General features: G+C 64.2%; 18 protein-coding genes. 10 read left to right on the top strand and 8 right to left on the bottom strand.

The features are described from left to right. Nucleotides 1–29: 29 nt before the first annotated feature. The 4 genes from rpsA to ACXYN8_RS05725 all read left to right on the top strand — a co-directional run bounded on the left by rpsA (nucleotide 30) and on the right by ACXYN8_RS05725 (nucleotide 3561). A complete protein-coding gene (rpsA, locus tag ACXYN8_RS05740; RefSeq protein ID WP_458888358.1) occupies nucleotides 30–1730 on the top strand; it encodes a 30S ribosomal protein S1 in 1701 nt (566 codons plus the stop codon). 94 nt (nucleotides 1731–1824) lie between these two features. Beyond that, nucleotides 1825–2583, top strand: a complete 759-nt coding sequence (gloB, locus tag ACXYN8_RS05735) for a hydroxyacylglutathione hydrolase (RefSeq protein WP_458888357.1) — start codon at nucleotides 1825–1827, stop codon at nucleotides 2581–2583. Nucleotides 2584–2587: 4 nt separating this feature from the next. Beyond that, the gene (locus tag ACXYN8_RS05730; RefSeq protein ID WP_458888356.1) at nucleotides 2588–3112 is read left to right on the top strand and encodes an alcohol dehydrogenase catalytic domain-containing protein; all 525 of its coding nucleotides are present in this window, start codon (nucleotides 2588–2590) and stop codon (nucleotides 3110–3112) included. Further along, nucleotides 3073–3561 carry a zinc-binding dehydrogenase gene (locus ACXYN8_RS05725; RefSeq protein ID WP_458888355.1) on the top strand — a complete coding sequence of 163 codons (489 nt, stop codon included), beginning with the start codon at nucleotides 3073–3075 and terminating at the stop codon, nucleotides 3559–3561. Before ACXYN8_RS05730 ends, ACXYN8_RS05725 begins: the two co-directional genes overlap by 40 nt. A gap of 93 nt (nucleotides 3562–3654) precedes the next feature. Here ACXYN8_RS05725 and ACXYN8_RS05720 read toward each other — a convergent pair whose 3' ends face one another. From ACXYN8_RS05720 to ACXYN8_RS05685, 8 genes are all read right to left on the bottom strand, one after another. Next, the gene (locus ACXYN8_RS05720) at nucleotides 3655–4221 is read right to left on the bottom strand and encodes a F0F1 ATP synthase subunit B family protein (protein ID WP_458888354.1); all 567 of its coding nucleotides are present in this window, start codon (nucleotides 4219–4221) and stop codon (nucleotides 3655–3657) included. Then, nucleotides 4214–4708: a F0F1 ATP synthase subunit B family protein gene (locus ACXYN8_RS05715; RefSeq protein ID WP_458888352.1), complete on the bottom strand. Its 495-nt coding sequence runs from the start codon at nucleotides 4706–4708 to the stop codon at nucleotides 4214–4216. Before ACXYN8_RS05715 ends, ACXYN8_RS05720 begins: the two co-directional genes overlap by 8 nt. Nucleotides 4709–4794: 86 nt before the next feature. Further along, nucleotides 4795–5022 carry a F0F1 ATP synthase subunit C gene (locus tag ACXYN8_RS05710; protein WP_458888351.1) on the bottom strand — a complete coding sequence of 76 codons (228 nt, stop codon included), beginning with the start codon at nucleotides 5020–5022 and terminating at the stop codon, nucleotides 4795–4797. 53 nt (nucleotides 5023–5075) lie between these two features. Continuing rightward, a complete protein-coding gene (locus tag ACXYN8_RS05705) occupies nucleotides 5076–5834 on the bottom strand; it encodes a F0F1 ATP synthase subunit A (RefSeq protein ID WP_458888915.1) in 759 nt (252 codons plus the stop codon). Nucleotides 5835–5919: 85 nt separating this feature from the next. Continuing rightward, a complete protein-coding gene (locus ACXYN8_RS05700) occupies nucleotides 5920–6237 on the bottom strand; it encodes an AtpZ/AtpI family protein (protein WP_458888349.1) in 318 nt (105 codons plus the stop codon). A 216-nt stretch (nucleotides 6238–6453) separates the two neighbouring features. Next, nucleotides 6454–6852, bottom strand: a complete 399-nt coding sequence (locus ACXYN8_RS05695) for a YdbL family probable chaperone protein (RefSeq protein ID WP_458888348.1) — start codon at nucleotides 6850–6852, stop codon at nucleotides 6454–6456. A gap of 28 nt (nucleotides 6853–6880) precedes the next feature. Then, on the bottom strand, nucleotides 6881–7036 hold the full coding sequence (locus ACXYN8_RS05690; RefSeq protein WP_458888914.1) for a YnbE family lipoprotein: 156 nt from the start codon (nucleotides 7034–7036) through the stop codon (nucleotides 6881–6883). Between the two features lie 122 nt (nucleotides 7037–7158). Further along, entirely contained in the window at nucleotides 7159–10365 is a 3207-nt protein-coding gene (locus ACXYN8_RS05685; protein WP_458888347.1) for a YdbH domain-containing protein, read from the bottom strand. Nucleotides 10366–10439: 74 nt separating this feature from the next. Here ACXYN8_RS05685 and radC point away from each other — a divergent pair, with 74 nt between their 5' ends. The 6 genes from radC to trpB all read left to right on the top strand — a co-directional run bounded on the left by radC (nucleotide 10440) and on the right by trpB (nucleotide 15621). Continuing rightward, complete coding sequence (gene radC, locus ACXYN8_RS05680) at nucleotides 10440–11132, top strand: RadC family protein (protein ID WP_458888346.1); 693 nt, start codon at nucleotides 10440–10442, stop codon at nucleotides 11130–11132. Between the two features lie 62 nt (nucleotides 11133–11194). Next, nucleotides 11195–12505 carry an adenylosuccinate lyase gene (gene purB / locus ACXYN8_RS05675; RefSeq protein ID WP_458888345.1) on the top strand — a complete coding sequence of 437 codons (1311 nt, stop codon included), beginning with the start codon at nucleotides 11195–11197 and terminating at the stop codon, nucleotides 12503–12505. 70 nt (nucleotides 12506–12575) lie between these two features. Continuing rightward, nucleotides 12576–12953, top strand: coding sequence for a LapA family protein (locus ACXYN8_RS05670; protein ID WP_458888344.1), 378 nt, complete (start codon nucleotides 12576–12578; stop codon nucleotides 12951–12953). 10 nt (nucleotides 12954–12963) lie between these two features. Then, a complete protein-coding gene (pyrF, locus tag ACXYN8_RS05665) occupies nucleotides 12964–13638 on the top strand; it encodes an orotidine-5'-phosphate decarboxylase (protein ID WP_458888343.1) in 675 nt (224 codons plus the stop codon). Nucleotides 13639–13744: 106 nt separating this feature from the next. Beyond that, nucleotides 13745–14386: a phosphoribosylanthranilate isomerase gene (locus tag ACXYN8_RS05660; RefSeq protein WP_458888342.1), complete on the top strand. Its 642-nt coding sequence runs from the start codon at nucleotides 13745–13747 to the stop codon at nucleotides 14384–14386. After that, nucleotides 14383–15621 (top strand): tryptophan synthase subunit beta, encoded by a 1239-nt coding sequence (gene trpB / locus ACXYN8_RS05655; RefSeq protein WP_458888341.1) that lies wholly within the window; start codon nucleotides 14383–14385, stop codon nucleotides 15619–15621. Before ACXYN8_RS05660 ends, trpB begins: the two co-directional genes overlap by 4 nt. The last annotated feature ends 13 nt before the right edge of the window (nucleotides 15622–15634 follow it).

Raw genomic sequence — 15634 nt, 5'->3', positions numbered from 1 at the left:
CGGAAATGACAGTACAGGACTCTAAAAATATGGCCTCTTCGGCTAACCCGAGCCGCGACGATTTCGCGGCAATGCTCGACGAACAGCTTGGTGGTGCGGATGATGGCGGCTTCGAAGGCCGCGTCGTGCACGGCACCGTCACCGCAATCGAAAACGGCATGGCGATCATTGACGTCGGCCTAAAAAGCGAAGGCCGCGTCGACCTCAAGGAATTCCAGCGTGGCGAAGGCGACGAAGCCCCCAAGGTGGGTGACGAAGTCGAAGTGTTCGTCGACCGCATCGAAAACGCCGACGGCGAGGCCATGCTGTCGCGCGACCGCGCTCGCCGCGAAGCTGCCTGGGACAAGCTGGAAAGCGAGTTCGGCGAAGGCAAGCGCGTCGAAGGCCGCATCTTCGGCCGCGTGAAGGGCGGCTTCACCGTCGATCTCGACGGCGCCGTGGCCTTCCTGCCCGGTTCGCAGGTCGACATCCGCCCCGTGCGCGACGTCACCCCGCTGATGGACATGCCGCAGCCGTTCCAGATCCTGAAGATGGACCGCCGTCGCGGTAACATCGTCGTTTCGCGCCGCGCAGTTCTCGAAGAAACGCGCGCCGAACAGCGCAGCGAACTGATCGACCAGCTGACCGAAGGCCAGGTGATCGACGGTGTCGTCAAGAACATCACCGATTACGGCGCCTTCGTCGACCTCGGCGGTATCGACGGCCTGCTGCACGTCACCGACATGAGCTACAAGCGCATCAACCACCCCACCGAGATGATCGAGATCGGTCAGACGGTCACGGTGCAGATCGTGCGCATCAACCCCGAAACGCAGCGCATTTCGCTGGGCATGAAGCAGCTCGAAAGCGATCCGTGGGACGGCGTCAGCCAGAAGTATCCGGTCGGTGCCAAGATGAGCGGTACGGTCACGAACATCACCGAATACGGTGCCTTCGTTGAGCTGGAGCCGGGCATCGAAGGTCTCGTCCACGTTTCCGAAATGAGCTGGACGAAGAAGAACGTCCACCCTGGCAAGATCGTCTCGACCTCGCAGGAAGTCGAAGTGATGGTGCTGGAAGTCGACAGCGAGAAGCGCCGCATTTCGCTCGGCCTCAAGCAGGCCCAGCGCAATCCGTGGGAAGAATTCGCCGAAGCGCATCCGGTTGGCAGCAAGGTTTCGGGCGAAGTCAAGAACGCGACCGAATTCGGCCTGTTCATCGGCCTCGACGGCGACGTCGACGGCATGGTCCACATGTCGGACATCGCATGGGGCATCTCCGGCGAAGACGCTCTGGCCCTGCACCGCAAGGGCGAGCAGGTCGAAGCCATCGTGCTCGACGTCGACACCGACAAGGAACGCATCAGCCTCGGCATGAAGCAGCTTGAAAAGGGTGCTCCGACCGAAGCCGGTGCGGGCGACTCGCTGCGCCGCAACCAGGTCGTCACCGTCACCGTGCTCGAAGTGCGCGACGGCGGCCTCGAAGTTCAGGTTGGCGACGATGGCGCGACCGGCTTTATCAAGCGCTCCGACCTCGGCCGCGACCGCGACGAACAGCGTCCGGATCGCTTCCAGACCGGCCAGAAGGTCGACGCCATGGTCATCGGTTTCGACCGTTCGAAGAAGCCGAACTTCTCGATCAAGGCGCGTCAGATCGCTGAAGAGAAGGAAGCGGTGCAGCAGTTCGGTTCGTCCGACAGCGGCGCGTCGCTTGGCGACATCCTCGGCGAAGCGCTGAAGAAGGGCGAATAATCGTCTTTCCCTTCGACGGGATTTCGAAAGGCCCGCTTGCTCACCCGAGCAGGCGGGCCTTTTCTATTGATGTGACGCGGCGTAGGCTGGACCGATGACCCTGATCGTCCACCAGTTCCCCTGCCTTTCCGACAACTACGGATACCTCCTCCGCGACCCTGACAGTGGAGAGACTGCCGCTATCGATACCCCCGACGGTGCCGAATATCTCCGGCAGGCGGAGGCCAAGGGCTGGCGGATCACGCAGATCTGGAACACCCACTGGCACCCCGACCATGCGGGCGGCAATGCGGCCATAGTCGATGCGACCGGCGCGACAGTGGTCGCCCCCCGTGAGGTTGAGCGGATCGCCCTCATCGACCGCGTGGTCAGCGATGGCGACGAAGTGTCGCTGGGCAGCTTCGTTGCCAAGGTGATCGACGTATCGGGCCACACCAACGGCCACATCGCCTTCCACCTTCCGCTGGCCGACATGGCCTTCGTCGGTGACAGTGTCTTCGCGCTCGGTTGCGGGCGTATGTTCGAAGGGCAGCCGGAGCAGTTCTGGAACAGCCTTCAGCGGATCAAGGCACTGCCGGACGATACGACCCTCTACTGCGCGCATGAATATACGGCTGCCAATGCCAAATTCGCGCTTCACGCCGATCCGGACAATGCGGCGCTGCAGGACTACGCAAGCGAGATCGAAGCCAAGCGCGCGAGAGGGGAGCCGACCGTCCCCACTCTCCTGCGCCGCGAACTGGCAACCAACCCTTTCCTGCGCGCCGACGACCCCGCATTGATGGCGAAGTGGGGCGGAGAGGCTCCGCACGAGACGTTTGCCGCCCTGCGCACCGCGAAGGACAATTTCTAGGCTGATGAAGGCTGTACTGGTCAGCACGCTGTCGGACGATTTCTCCGGCGTGGAACTGACCGAGGTCCCGATGCCGCGCCGAAACGCCGGCGAAATCCTTGTCCGCATCCGCGCGGCCGCACTCAATTTTCCCGACCTGTTGATGACGCGCGGGGCGTATCAGTTCAAACCTGACCTGCCCTTCGTGCTCGGCATGGAATGGGCAGGCGAAGTGGTAGAGGCCGACCCATCCAGCGATTTTGCGCCCGGCGACAGGGTGAGCGGCAGCGCGAAGACCGGCGCTTTTGCCGAATACGCTTGCCTTCCCGCGCACGCATTGCGCAGCGTACCGGAAGGGCTGACCTTCGCGCAGGCGGCTTCGCTCGGCGCAGCATACACGACCGCCTGGACGGGACTGATGGAACTGGGCCGGCTGGAGGCCGGGCAATGGGTCTTCGTGACGGGAGCAAGCGGAGGCGTCGGCCTGGCTGCCTGCGACCTTCCCGCGCAATGGGCGCGCGGGTCATCGCCGGGACGGGTGTCGCGGTGAAGATCGATGCGATTCGTGACGCAGTTTCACCCGACGCTGTGGTGCTGACCGAGGGGCGCTTTCGCGAACAGGTCCGCGAGATTACTAAAGGCGCGCTGTGCGATATCGCATTCGACCTCGTCGGCGGCGATGTGTTCGACGAATGCACCCGCTGCGTGGCTTTTGGCGGACAGCTTCAGGTCGTCGGCTTCACCAGCGGGCGTATTGCCGAGATCGCCACCAATATCCCGCTCATAAAGGGGTTCTCCGTCGTTGGCCTTCGCGCGGGGGAATATGCGCGACGTCGGCCTGATCGCGGGCGGGCCATTGCGGAGGCGGTGCATAGGCTTGCCGAAGCGGGCAGGATTGCTCCGATTATTGACCGTGCACTCCCGCTGGAGCGATGGCGCGAGGGGCTGGCCGCCATGGCCAATCGCGAACTGGTCGGGAAGCTCGTTTTCGAACCCTGACCATAACCGGAAAGCCCCAGCGAAGGCTGAGGCTTCCGGCCTGTTCGGCTCTTCTATCGAATGGACTCCCTGCCTGCGCAGGGAACGGGCGGATCAGAGACCGGCAATCGCCTGGTCGACCAGCAAGCTATCGTCGGCGGCGCCGTGCTTCTCGGCGATCAGTTTGCGCGATGCCCTGGCAGCGGCGTTGACGGCGGTTGCACGGACTTCGTCGACTGCTTCGCGTTCCGCGGCACCGATCTTGTCTTCGGCCATCTTCTTGCGACGCTCGACCATTGCGGTGCTGTCGACTTCGGCCTTCGCAACGAGAGCGTCGGCTTCGTGGCGGGCGTTCGCCAGCATTGCCTCGGCGTCTTTTTCCGCGTTGGCGATCTTGGCCGAATACTCGTTCCGCAGGGCTTCCGCTTCAGCTCGCAGCTGCTTGGCTTCGTCGAGCTGAGTCCGGATCGCGGCGATCTTGTTGTCGAGGCCGCCGGTGATCAGCGCAGGCACTTTCTTCCAGATGAAGATGAGGATCAGGAAGATCATGGCCACCGAGACCCACTGATACGGCTCCAGCCCCAGGGCCACCGGATCGGCGTGCGCGACGGTTTCGCCGTGCCCCTCGGCCACATAGGCCTCGGCGCTCTCGGTCTCGATCAATGCGGGTGCATTAGCCATGGATCATCGCCTCCTTCACGGCGGCGCGGGCGCTGGCCACGGCCACCTTCGCCCCGGCCACGCGCTGGACGATGTCCTGCGTGGCTTCGGCAGCGACGTCTTCGATTTCAGCCAGCGCAGCCGACTTCGACGCGGCGATGCGGGTTTCCGCCTCCGCCAGCTTCTTGTCGAGCCGCGTCTGCGCCGCCTTCAGCTTCTTTTCCGACTTGGCCGCGGCATCCGCCTTGGCTTCGGCCACGAGAGCCTGCGCACGGGCGCGGTTCTCGTTCTCGCGAGTGCGCCATGCCTCTTCCTCGGCATCGGCGGCGTCACGCGCTGCCTGCGCCGCGGCGAGATCGTCGGCGATCACCTTGTCGCGCCCTTCGATCGTATTCATCACGCGAGGGATCATCCCGTGACCGATCACGAAGAATACGAGCCCGAAAAACACCAGCAACCAGAAGACCTGGCTGGAGTATGTCTCGGCAAGCTGCGCTATCTGGGGCATTGGATAAAGGTCCCGCGAAACAGAATTGGGTCAGGCAGGCGCGGCAGGACGCAACGCGCCCTGCCCCGACCTGTCAATTTCGTCGATCAGGCGACGAAGATCAGGATCATCGAAACGACGAACGCCAGCAGGCCGAGAAGCTCGGCAGCGGCGAAGCCGATGAACAGACGGCCCTGCTGGCCGTCGGCAGCGCCCGGATTGCGCAGTGCGCTTTCGAGGAACGAGCCGAACACGTTACCCACACCGATGGCGGCCATGCCGGCACCGATCGCCGCGAGGCCCGCACCGACGAGCTTTGCTGCTTCTACGTCCATGATAAACTCCTTTGAATAAATCGAATTGATTGAAGAAATCGGGTTTTGAAAACTCAGTGCAGATGCTCGGCGTCGTTGATGTACAGCGACGTGAGCAGTGCGAAGACATAGGCCTGGATCCCGGCCACCAGGATTTCCAGTGCCGAGATACCGATCATCAGCACGAAGCTGGGCACGCTGACGAGCAGGCTGAAACCGGCGCCGGCATTGATACCGCCGATCACGAAGCTCGACAGAACCTTGAGCAGGACGTGGCCCGCCATCATGGCAACGAACAGTCGCAGCGCGAGGCTGAACGGGCGGACCATGAAGCTGATGAATTCGATCGGCGCGATGACCGGAACCATGGGGAGCGGCGTGCCGTGCGGCACGAACAGTGTGAAGAACTTCAGCCCGTGCTTCCAGAAACCCACGATCAGGACGATCGAGAACGAGATGATCGCCAGCACACCCGTGACGGTGAAGTGGCTGGTGAAGGTGAACGGGTGCAGGCCGAAAATGCCGATCGGCAGCAGGCCCAGCAGGTTCGCGAACAGGATGAACATGAACAGGCTGAAGATATAGGGCACGTATTTGCGCCCTTCCTTGCCGATGTTCGCTTCAAGCATGTCGTCGATGAAGGTGGTGAACGTCTCGACCATCATCTGCCAGCGACCGGGCACGGTTTCGCCCTTCAGGCCGCCCCATACGAACAGCCACAGGATCACCGTGGTGATCGCCATCCACAACGCGCTGTTGGTGAACGCGATGTTGACCCCGGCCACTTCCCAGCCCTGCGAGCCGAACAACGGCTCGATGGTGAACTGGTGCATCGGGTCAACTTTGCCCTCTTCGGCTGCCACTTCGATGTGATCCCTGTCTCGTTGACGGCCCCCGCATGGGAAGCCGGCGAATTGGTCAGTCGGGGCGCGTGTTAGACGCCTTGATGATGTTCCTGAAGGCGACGACTATTCCCATGAACAGCATCCCCAACAGGCCCCAGGGCGATGTTCCGGCAAAGTAGTCTATGACCCAGCCGATCACCGCACCGCCGAGAATCCCGCCAAGCAAGTCCGCAAGCACACGATTGCCGCTGCGATAATTCGCATCGGCGCCTGTGGCCCGTGGCCGGTTGCGCTGTTCTTCACGCTCGCGTGCGGCCTTGAGCCGCGCTTCGAGCGCGTCGATCCGCGCATCCTCGGCAATGGGTTCCCGTGCGGGCTTCTCTTCGCTCATGCCAGCCTCCTTACTTGGAAAACATACGGCACGGGCTAGAGGTGCCCGCCGAGGGCGCCGACCCCTTAGGCGGGGGGCATTTTCAAGTCAACAGCAGCGGCTTGGGATTGGCGCGAGCGATATATCCCGCGAAGCGCGGATAACCGCCTCTTTCCGAACCAGTTGCAGGAATGCCAAGCACCCTTGCAGTATTTGCGCCCTTATCGCCCCGTCAGCTTACGGACAGCGCGGATCGCGTTGCGGAGCGCCGGTGCCGCGGGTCGCCCATGCACCGCCGGGTGCCTGGTATTTTTCCCCCGGCGCGGTGCGCGCGATCTGGAGGCAACCAGCGGTGAACGCATATTCTTCCAGCGTCGCATTGGCTGCCTGCGCCTTCTGGGCGTAAACCGCCCGCCGCTTGATATTGATGTCGTCGACCACGCGGCGCAGGGCAGGCGTTTCTGCACCGACGATGCCGAGATAACCGTCCATCTTCTCGCCCACCTGGCCGGCTGCGCGGGCCGCGTCATAGGCCGGATCGCGCTGGGCCAGAGCGGGCACGGCCATGCCGGCTGCGATCAGGGCCGCGCCGACACCGGCAAGAGCGAAGTTCAGGGTCTTTTTCATCTTTTCCATTTCCAGCCACCTTTCGGTTGCCCACAAGTTAGAAGATATCGGCATTCTCGTCGATCGTGTTGCCGGCATCTTCCGCCAGTCTGTAAATCACTTCCTGCGTGATATTGATGTTCAGCTCTATCACGATCGGCTTGTCCGGCGCCTCAAGAGTGACGCAGCCGCCAAGGCCGATCGTGGCCGTCATCGCCGCCACGCCAACCGACCTTCGCCATATCTTCGCCATGCCATGCTTATGCGCGGCGGACGCAGGTCCAGTCAATTTAGCGGCACGATTACGCCGCACGTGCTTGATCGGGGCTGAATGGTTCATTCGGTTTCCGTTTCTGCCTGTTGCTTGGCCGTTTCTTCGGCCTCGAGCTGGTCTGCGCGTTCTTCCGCTTCTTCGAAGGTCACACCATCGCGGTCGGGCAATCTGCCGTCCTCTGCGATCAATCCCAGCTCACGCGGATCGCGCACGAATTCGGGGTCGTACATCGAGCGGATGGAGGTGATCAGCTTGTAGAAAGGCGCGCGGATGTTGATGTTGAACTGGATCGGCAGCTTGGCGATCTGGCGGGTCAGGATATTGCTGGTCGTGCCTGCACCCTGCCGAACGCCATCGAACTTCACCCGCGTCACCAGCTCGCCCGTCAGCGGACCGTCGATCCCGACGTCCATTTGCCGGAAATCGAGCGATCGCAGCGAATTGAAGGCCAGATTCCCGTAAGTGCCGAGGTTCTCGTAAGTCAGCTCGCCGATATAGGACAGGTTGCCGCCCGGCGGACGGGACTGGAGGCGGCCGCCCTCTATCCGCCCGTCGCTGCCCGTGAAGACCAGTGGCATTTTACCGTCGAATGTGCCGGTCGCGGAAAGATTGCCGAGTTCCAGCTGCTCGATGAAGCGCGCGGCCTCCATGCCCTCGATCACCAGCGTATAGCGGCGGGTTTCCTCCACCCCGAGCGCAAGCGTAACCGGCTCCAGCGTGAGCGTGCCGCCGAGGAACGGCCACCTGCCGCTATTGACGCGCAGCAGTTCGCCGTCGGTCATCTGGTAGGATACGACGCCGTCGAACACCTCGATGCCCGGATTGACGGATCTGATCGTCAGCCGCTGATCGGCTGCCGTGGTGAGGCCGAGAAGATCGGTGAAAACGATTTCTCCGCTGATACCCTGTGCCGGGCCGAACGGCGCGGCAAGGTCCATGTCGGCGGTGCGGAAACGCCCCGTGCTGGTGACGTCGCCGGCAGAAGACCACGCGATCCGGCCGCTGCCGTCCACCGTTCCTTCCACATTGGCGACGATGCCGAGCGCGAGGCGGGTGAGGTCGTCGGGCTGGAGGTTCTCGTCGAACAGCAAGCCGTCGACGAACAGGTCCGCCCCGCCCGCCCCCGTGCTAAGACTGTGAACGATCTGCGTGCGCACCACCTGCAGCATGTTGCGCGGTTCGTGCAGGTCGGCCTCCGCACGGATGACGTTGTCCGCGAGGCTGACGGTCGCACCTTCCGCGAAAAGCGGCTTGAAGCGGTCGGGATCGTCGCGGTCTTCCAACCGGAAGTTGCCATTGCTCAGGCTGAAGACCCCTCCCGCGTAACGCCAGTCACCGCGTGCATCGAGGATGTCGAGCGGCACGGCAGCGAGACGAATCTCCGATCCGTCGAAACTGCCTGAAATATCGCGGCCTAGGTCTGCCCTGAGATTGGTCATCAGGAACTGGACATCTCGCCCGGTCTGGCCGAGCGTGACCTGCACCGCGCGGGCCGACATCGCGCCGGGATAGGCGAAGCCGATCGCTCCGCTGCGAATCGCGATGGGCGTGCTGCCAAGCCTGCCGGTCAGCGCGAGCGAAGGCGCACCTGCCGCGATCCGCAACCCGCCCGCGTCGTTGCGTACGATCGCTCCGCCGCGTGGCGGGCATAGCGTAAGCCTGCGCTGGTCGAGCGACAGATTGGCGTAGGTCAGCGCGGCGAATCCGATTTCCGTGCAGCTGTCCCAGAGGCGCAGGCCGCCCGCGCTGCTGTACGTACCATCGAGCGGTGCCTGGAGGCCGCGTACCGATCCGCCCGGCAACGCGCCGCTGGCAAGAATTTGTCCTGCAAAGCGCGCGCTGCCGTTCTGCCCCATCGCGACCCGCAAGCGCGGCACGGCGAGGCGGCTGTCGCCCGCCGCATATTCGGCCATGACCAGATTAAGCAGCGTATCGCCGCCGCGCTGTTCGAATCGGCCCGAAACGCGCGGCATGTCGCGTCCGTCGGTGATGAAGTTCCCTGCGATCTGCGGCAACATTCCGGGCCGCGAGGTGTATCGCAGGCGTGAAACGTCGAGCAGGCGAGAGCCGCTGCGCCCGGTCACGCGCAGGCTCGGCAGAACGAGATTGGCGACGTCACCAATCTTGCGCCATGTGGCTTGGCCCGCCACGCTGCTGCCGCGCGTTTCGTTCTGCAAGGCGCCGCGCAGTCGCGCCAGCAGCGGCGCGGCCAGCGTATCTTGCGCCGCAGCCTGAGCATCGGCCAGTACGCCATCGGAGACGTTGCCGGGGCTGAGATCCTTGCCCGAAAAGTCTGCCGTCACCTCGACCTGGCGCCAATCGCCGGTGGCGCGCAGATCCCCTTCGATCGCCGCTTCGCCCAGCGTCACCTGTCCGGAACGGAAGGGGCCGGAGGATACGTCATATGTCGCGACCAGCCGCTGCGCCGACCAGCTAACCTCGCCCTCGCCGGCCAGCCGCGCCAGCTGCGCGTCCGAATATTGCGCGCGAGCAAGCGCGAGGTCGTATGTGCCTGCCAAGGCGTCCAGCGTGCGGTTCGCGCGCAGGGCCAGTGTGACGGTCGCATCGTTCAGCGCCGGCCCGCCGTCGCAGCGCAACTGCGCCAGCCGCACCGGTCCTTCGAAGCGGGGCCGTTCGGCATCGATCGACAGCGTGCCGTACAGCGTCGCACGCTGCGCCGTGCAGCCCGATGCTTCGACCTGTGGCGCTATCGCGGCGAGCGTGCCCTTGAAGCCGCTTTGCATGTGCCCGCTGCCTTCCAGCTTCATGCCGATGTCACCGACATCGCTTTCGATCAGACCGCGCGCATCGACCACGTTGAGCACGTAGTCGGGAAACTGGAACGGCTCTTCCCCTTCGCCGAACAGCAGCGGGTCGAGCGCGCCGAAGCGCAGCGACCCTTCATTGTAGCTGCCGTAAATGCGTGGGCGGACCAGCGTGATGCTGCTGATGCGGGGAAAGCCGAAGCGCGGCTCGATCCCCACGACTGCCCTTTCGATCGTGAGATCGGGCCGATCCGGGTCGCCGACCACGATGTTTGCAAGGACCTGCCGCTCCGGCCCGATGCTGACGACATCGTAAGTCGCTTCCAAACCCAGCTTGCGCAGTTCGCCTTCGATGGCGTTGCTGGCGATGTCGTTTCGCTGGGTCCACGCATACAGCCCTAGCGCGAGTATCAGAGCCAGCAGACCATAGCCGAGCTTGCGCCAGATGCGCCGCTTCGGAGGCAGATCAGCCGCAAGGTCGCCGAGAATCTCCGCATCCGCCATCCTCACACCACTTGCGCGCAAGCCCCCGCAAAGGCAATGATTTCACGAACACTCGTAGCTCATCGGACCTCAATTTGCCCCCTTCAGCCCCGGCACCTGACGACAGGAGCGGCCATCGCGCGCGCCTGCGAGAGCGGTTGCTGACCGGCGGGGCGGAAGCTCTGGCCGATTACGAAGTGCTGGAATTCCTGCTTTTCGCAGCGCGCAGCCGTGGTGATACGAAGCCGACCGCCAAGGCCCTGCTGAAGCGATTCGGCTCGCTTGCGGCCGTGCTCAATGCCGAACCCGGTGCCTTGCAAAAGGTCGAGGGGATGGGAGAAAGCAGCGCGGCCGCGCTGAAGATCGTGGCGCTCGCCGCCCGGCGCATGGCGCGCAGCGAAGTGCAGCAACAGCCGGTGCTGGGTAGCTGGCAGGCGTTGCTAGACTATCTGGCGATCGACATGGCGCATCTGACGGTGGAGCGTGTACGCGTGCTCTATCTCGATACGCGCAACCGGCTGATACAGGATCATCACGTCGGCGACGGCTCCATCGATGAGGCGGCGATCCACCCGCGCGAGGTGATCCGCCGCGGGCTGGACCTCGGCGCGACGGCGCTGATCCTCGTCCACAACCATCCGAGCGGCAATCCCGAGCCCAGCCGTGCCGACATCCAGATAACCAACCGCATTGCCGAAGCCGGGCGGCTGCTTGGCATTACCGTCCACGACCATGTCATCGTCGGGCGCGAAGGGCACGCCAGCCTGAAGGCGAAGGGCTTGATATAGGCAAGCCGCTCGCCTAGCCGCGCGCTCATCCCTGCTCACCCGATTATCCGGAGCTTTCCGCCATGGTCCCCCGTTACGCCCGCCCAGAGATGACCGCCCTGTGGGAGCCGGAAGCGAGATACCGCATCTGGTTCGAGATCGAGGCGCACGCGACCGAGAAACTCGGCGAACTGGGCGTGGTCCCCGACAGCGCGGCCAAGGCGCTGTGGGACTGGTGGGCGACAAATCCGAAGATCGACGTCGACGCCATCGACGCGATCGAGGCCGTGACCAAGCACGACGTCATCGCTTTCCTTACCTGGGTGGCGGAAAACGTCGGCGATCAGGCACGCTTCATGCACCAGGGGATGACCAGCAGCGACGTGCTCGACACGACGCTGGCGGTGCAGCTGGCACGCTCCGCCGATATCCTGCTGGACGACCTCGACGCGCTGCTTGCCGCGATCCGGCGCCGGGCGGAGGAGCACAAGTACACCCCCACCATCGGGCGCAGCCACGGCATCCACGCGGAACCGGTGACCTTCGGCCTCAAGCTCGCGCAGGCCTATGCCGAGTTCGACCGCTGCCGCACTCGCCTGCGCAATGCAAAGGATGAAATCGCCACTTGCGCCATCAGCGGCGCGGTCGGCACCTTCGCCAATATCGACCCGGCGGTGGAGGAACACGTTGCGGAGAAGCTCGGCCTTGCCGTCGAGCCTGTCTCGACGCAGGTCATCCCGCGCGACCGGCACGCCATGTTCTTCTCGACCCTCGCGGTGATCGCAGGCTCCATCGAGCGGTTGGCGGTGGAAATCCGCCACCTCCAGCGCACAGAAGTGCTGGAAGCGGAGGAATATTTCTCGCCCGGCCAGAAGGGGTCGAGCGCCATGCCGCACAAGCGCAACCCGATCCTGACCGAGAACCTCACCGGGCAGGCGCGCATGATCCGCGCCTATGCCCTGCCCGCGCTGGAAAACGTCGCCCTGTGGCACGAGCGTGACATCTCGCACTCCTCGGTGGAGCGTTTCATCGGCCCGGACGCCTGCATCACGCTCGACTTCGCGCTCGCGCGGCTGACCGGCGTGATCGACAAGCTGCTCGTCTACCCCGAACGGATGCAGGCCAACATGGACCGGATGGGCGGCCTGATTCACTCGCAGCGCGTGCTGCTGGCACTGACGCAGAACGGAGTCAGCCGCGAGGATGCCTACCGGCTGGTGCAGCGCAATGCGATGAAGGTGTGGGAATCGGACGGGCGGCTGATGCTGCTCGATCTGCTCAAGGCCGATCCCGAAGTGACCGCCGCACTTTCGGAAGATCAGCTGGAGGATCGCTTCGACCTCGAATACCATTTCAAGCACGTCGACACGATCTTCGCGCGCGTATTCGGGTAACGGGCGGCTTCGCCCTTCCCTTGCGCGCCCATCGCGCTTAGCATGCCGCGAAGCAAGGGGAGACGCACCGGTGCAAGTGGTTCGCACGATCGTATGGATGCTGCTGTTGTTCAGCATCCTGGTATTTTCATGGGCGAACTGGGACGAGAACGTCACCGTCCGCATCTGGAGCGGGATGTTCTGGGAAACCAAGCTGCCCGCGGTCATCATCGTCAGCTTCATGATCGGGTTCATCCCGATGTGGATTTTGCAACGGGGCACGACGTGGCGGCTGAACCGTCGCATCGCTAATCTCGAAAACGCGGTCCGCAGCGCGGCAACTACCCCTGCGGCTTCCGGGACTTCGGAAGTTCACAGCGAGCCAGCGGTTGTGGAAGAAACGCATGCGCCCGCAGAGCCGATGCGCGACACTGATCCGCCGCGCGATCTCGATCGCCCGACGCTCTGAGGCAAGGCATATGACCAACCCTGTCTATCTCGCGGTCGACCTGCCGCAGGTCGAAAGCGCAAAGGCGCTGGTCAACCGCGTGAAATCGCATATCGGCGGCATCAAGCTCGGGCTCGAATTCTTCTGCGCGCACGGTCATCACGGGGTTCACGAACTTGCCCGTTGCGGCTTGCCGGTGTTCCTCGATCTCAAGCTGCACGACATCCCCAATACCGTCGCTGCCGCGATGCAGGCGATCCACGTGCTCGAACCCGCCATCGTCACCGTGCACGCCAGCGGCGGGCGCGCGATGATGGAGGATGCCAAGGCGGCGGCGGGCGAGAATACGAAGATCGTCGCCGTCACCATGCTCACCAGCCTCGACGAACGCGATCTGGAGCGGACCGGCGTCTGGGGTAGCGCGCACGACCAGGTGCTGAGGCTCGCCGAACTGGCCGAGGCGAGCGGGCTCGACGGCATCGTCTGCTCCGGCAAGGAAGTGGGGGCGGTGCATAAGCAGTGGAAGGACGGCTTCTTCGTTGTCCCCGGCCTGCGTCCTGCGGGCAGCGCAATCGGCGACCAGAAGCGCGTCGTCACCCCCCGGCAGGCGCGCAACGATGGCGCCAGCGTTCTCGTTATCGGCCGCCCGATCAGCCGTGCCGACGATCCGGTGGCAGCCGCAAGGGCAATCGAGGCGACGCTTTAGCCTACTGCCCGGCTATTGAGGGCTGCGAGCCGCTCAACCTGCCCTAACTGCACCCAAAGGGGAGTTTATCTTCCCTGCAGCATTCCAAACATCTAACAGGCTGCCCATGCCTTCGACACAGATCAAGATTTGCGGGCTCTCGACGCCCGAAACCGTCGACGCGGCGGTGGATGCGGGCGCGACCCATATCGGCCTCGTCCATTACGAGCCGAGTTCACGCCACGTCTCGCTGGAAGATGCGGCGAAGCTGCGCGCGCGCGTGCCGCAGCACGTCCGCGTCGTCCTCCTGCTCGTCGACCAGCAGCCCGAGCCGACCATCCGAGCAATCGAGGCGGTTCGCCCGGACGTAGTGCAGTTCCATGGCCGCGAAACGAAGGAATGGGTCGCCCTGCTGAAGCAGCACGTCCCGATCGAACTGTGGAAAGCCATCGGCGTCAGTCGCCCGGAATCGGTCGACAAGGCGATGGCGTGGCGCAATGCGGCGGACCTCGTCCTGCTCGACGCGCCGGCCAAGGCGCTGCCCGGCGGCAACGGCATCGCGGTCGACTGGTCCCTGCTCGACGGGGCGAAGTTCACCATGCCATGGGGGCTGGCGGGTGGCCTCTCCCCCGCCAATGTCGCCGACGCCATCGCGCGGACAGGCGCGACCCTACTCGATGCTTCCAGCGGGCTGGAAAGCGCGCCGGGCGTCAAGGACGTCGACAAGATTCGCGCCTTTTGCAAGGCCGCAAGGGAAGCCGCAGCATGACCGAAGCCACACCCAATTCCTTCCGCAACCAGCCCGACGAGCGCGGGCATTTCGGCGATTATGGCGGGCGCTATGTCGCCGAGACGCTGATGCCGCTCGTGCTCGATCTGGAGCGTGAGTATCGCGCGGCGCAGAAAGACCCGAAGTTCCAGGAGCAGTTCGACGACCTGCTGGAACATTACGTCGGCCGCCCCAGCCCGCTCTACTTTGCGGAACGGCTGACCGAAGAACTCGCCAAGGACGCCCCGCACGGCATGGGCGCGCAGGTCTGGTTCAAGCGTGACGAACTGAACCACACCGGCGCGCACAAGATCAACAATTGCATCGGGCAGATCCTGCTCGCCATGCGGATGGGCAAGACGAAGATCATCGCGGAAACCGGTGCGGGCCAGCACGGCGTCGCCACCGCCACGGTCTGCGCGCGTTTCGGCCTGCCCTGCACCGTGTTCATGGGTGCGGAGGACGTGCGGCGGCAATCGCCCAACGTGTTCCGCATGAAGCTGCTCGGCGCGGAGGTTCGCCCCGTCACTGCCGGGCGCGGCACGCTGAAGGACGCGATGAACGAGGCGCTGCGTCACTGGGTCGCGAATGTGGAGGACACTTTCTACATCATCGGCACCGCTGCCGGGCCGCATCCCTACCCGGAGCTGGTGCGCGACTTCCAGAGCGTGATCGGCAAGGAAGCGCGCGTGCAGATGCAGAGCCGCATCGGCCGCCTGCCCGACTTGCTGGTCGCGGCCATCGGCGGCGGCTCCAACGCGCTCGGCCTGTTCCACCCCTTCCTCGACGATCCGGACGTCAAGATGCTCGGCGTCGAGGCGGCGGGGCACGGCCTCGACGGAGACGAACACGCGGCCAGCCTGCTGGGCGGCTTCCCCGGCGTGCTCCACGGCAACAAGACCTATTTGTTGCAAGACGAGGACGGCCAGATCACCGAAGGCCACTCGATCAGCGCCGGCCTCGACTACCCCGGCATCGGCCCCGAACACGCTTGGCTCAAGGACATGGAGCGGGTCGAATACACCGCCATCACCGACGAGGAAGCGCTGGAGGCTTTCCAGTTGCTCTGCCGCACCGAGGGCATCATCCCCGCGCTCGAACCGAGCCACGCAATCGCGGCTGTGGCGAAGCGGGCAAAGGAAATGCCGAAGGACAGCATAATCCTCGCGAACCTTTGCGGACGCGGGGACAAGGACATCTTCACGGTGGCCGAACGGTTGGGAGTGGAGATGTGAGCCGGTTCCAGGA

The sequence above is a fragment of the Altererythrobacter sp. CAU 1778 genome (assembly GCF_054482795.1).
This window is presented reverse-complemented; position numbering and strand designations above follow the sequence as displayed.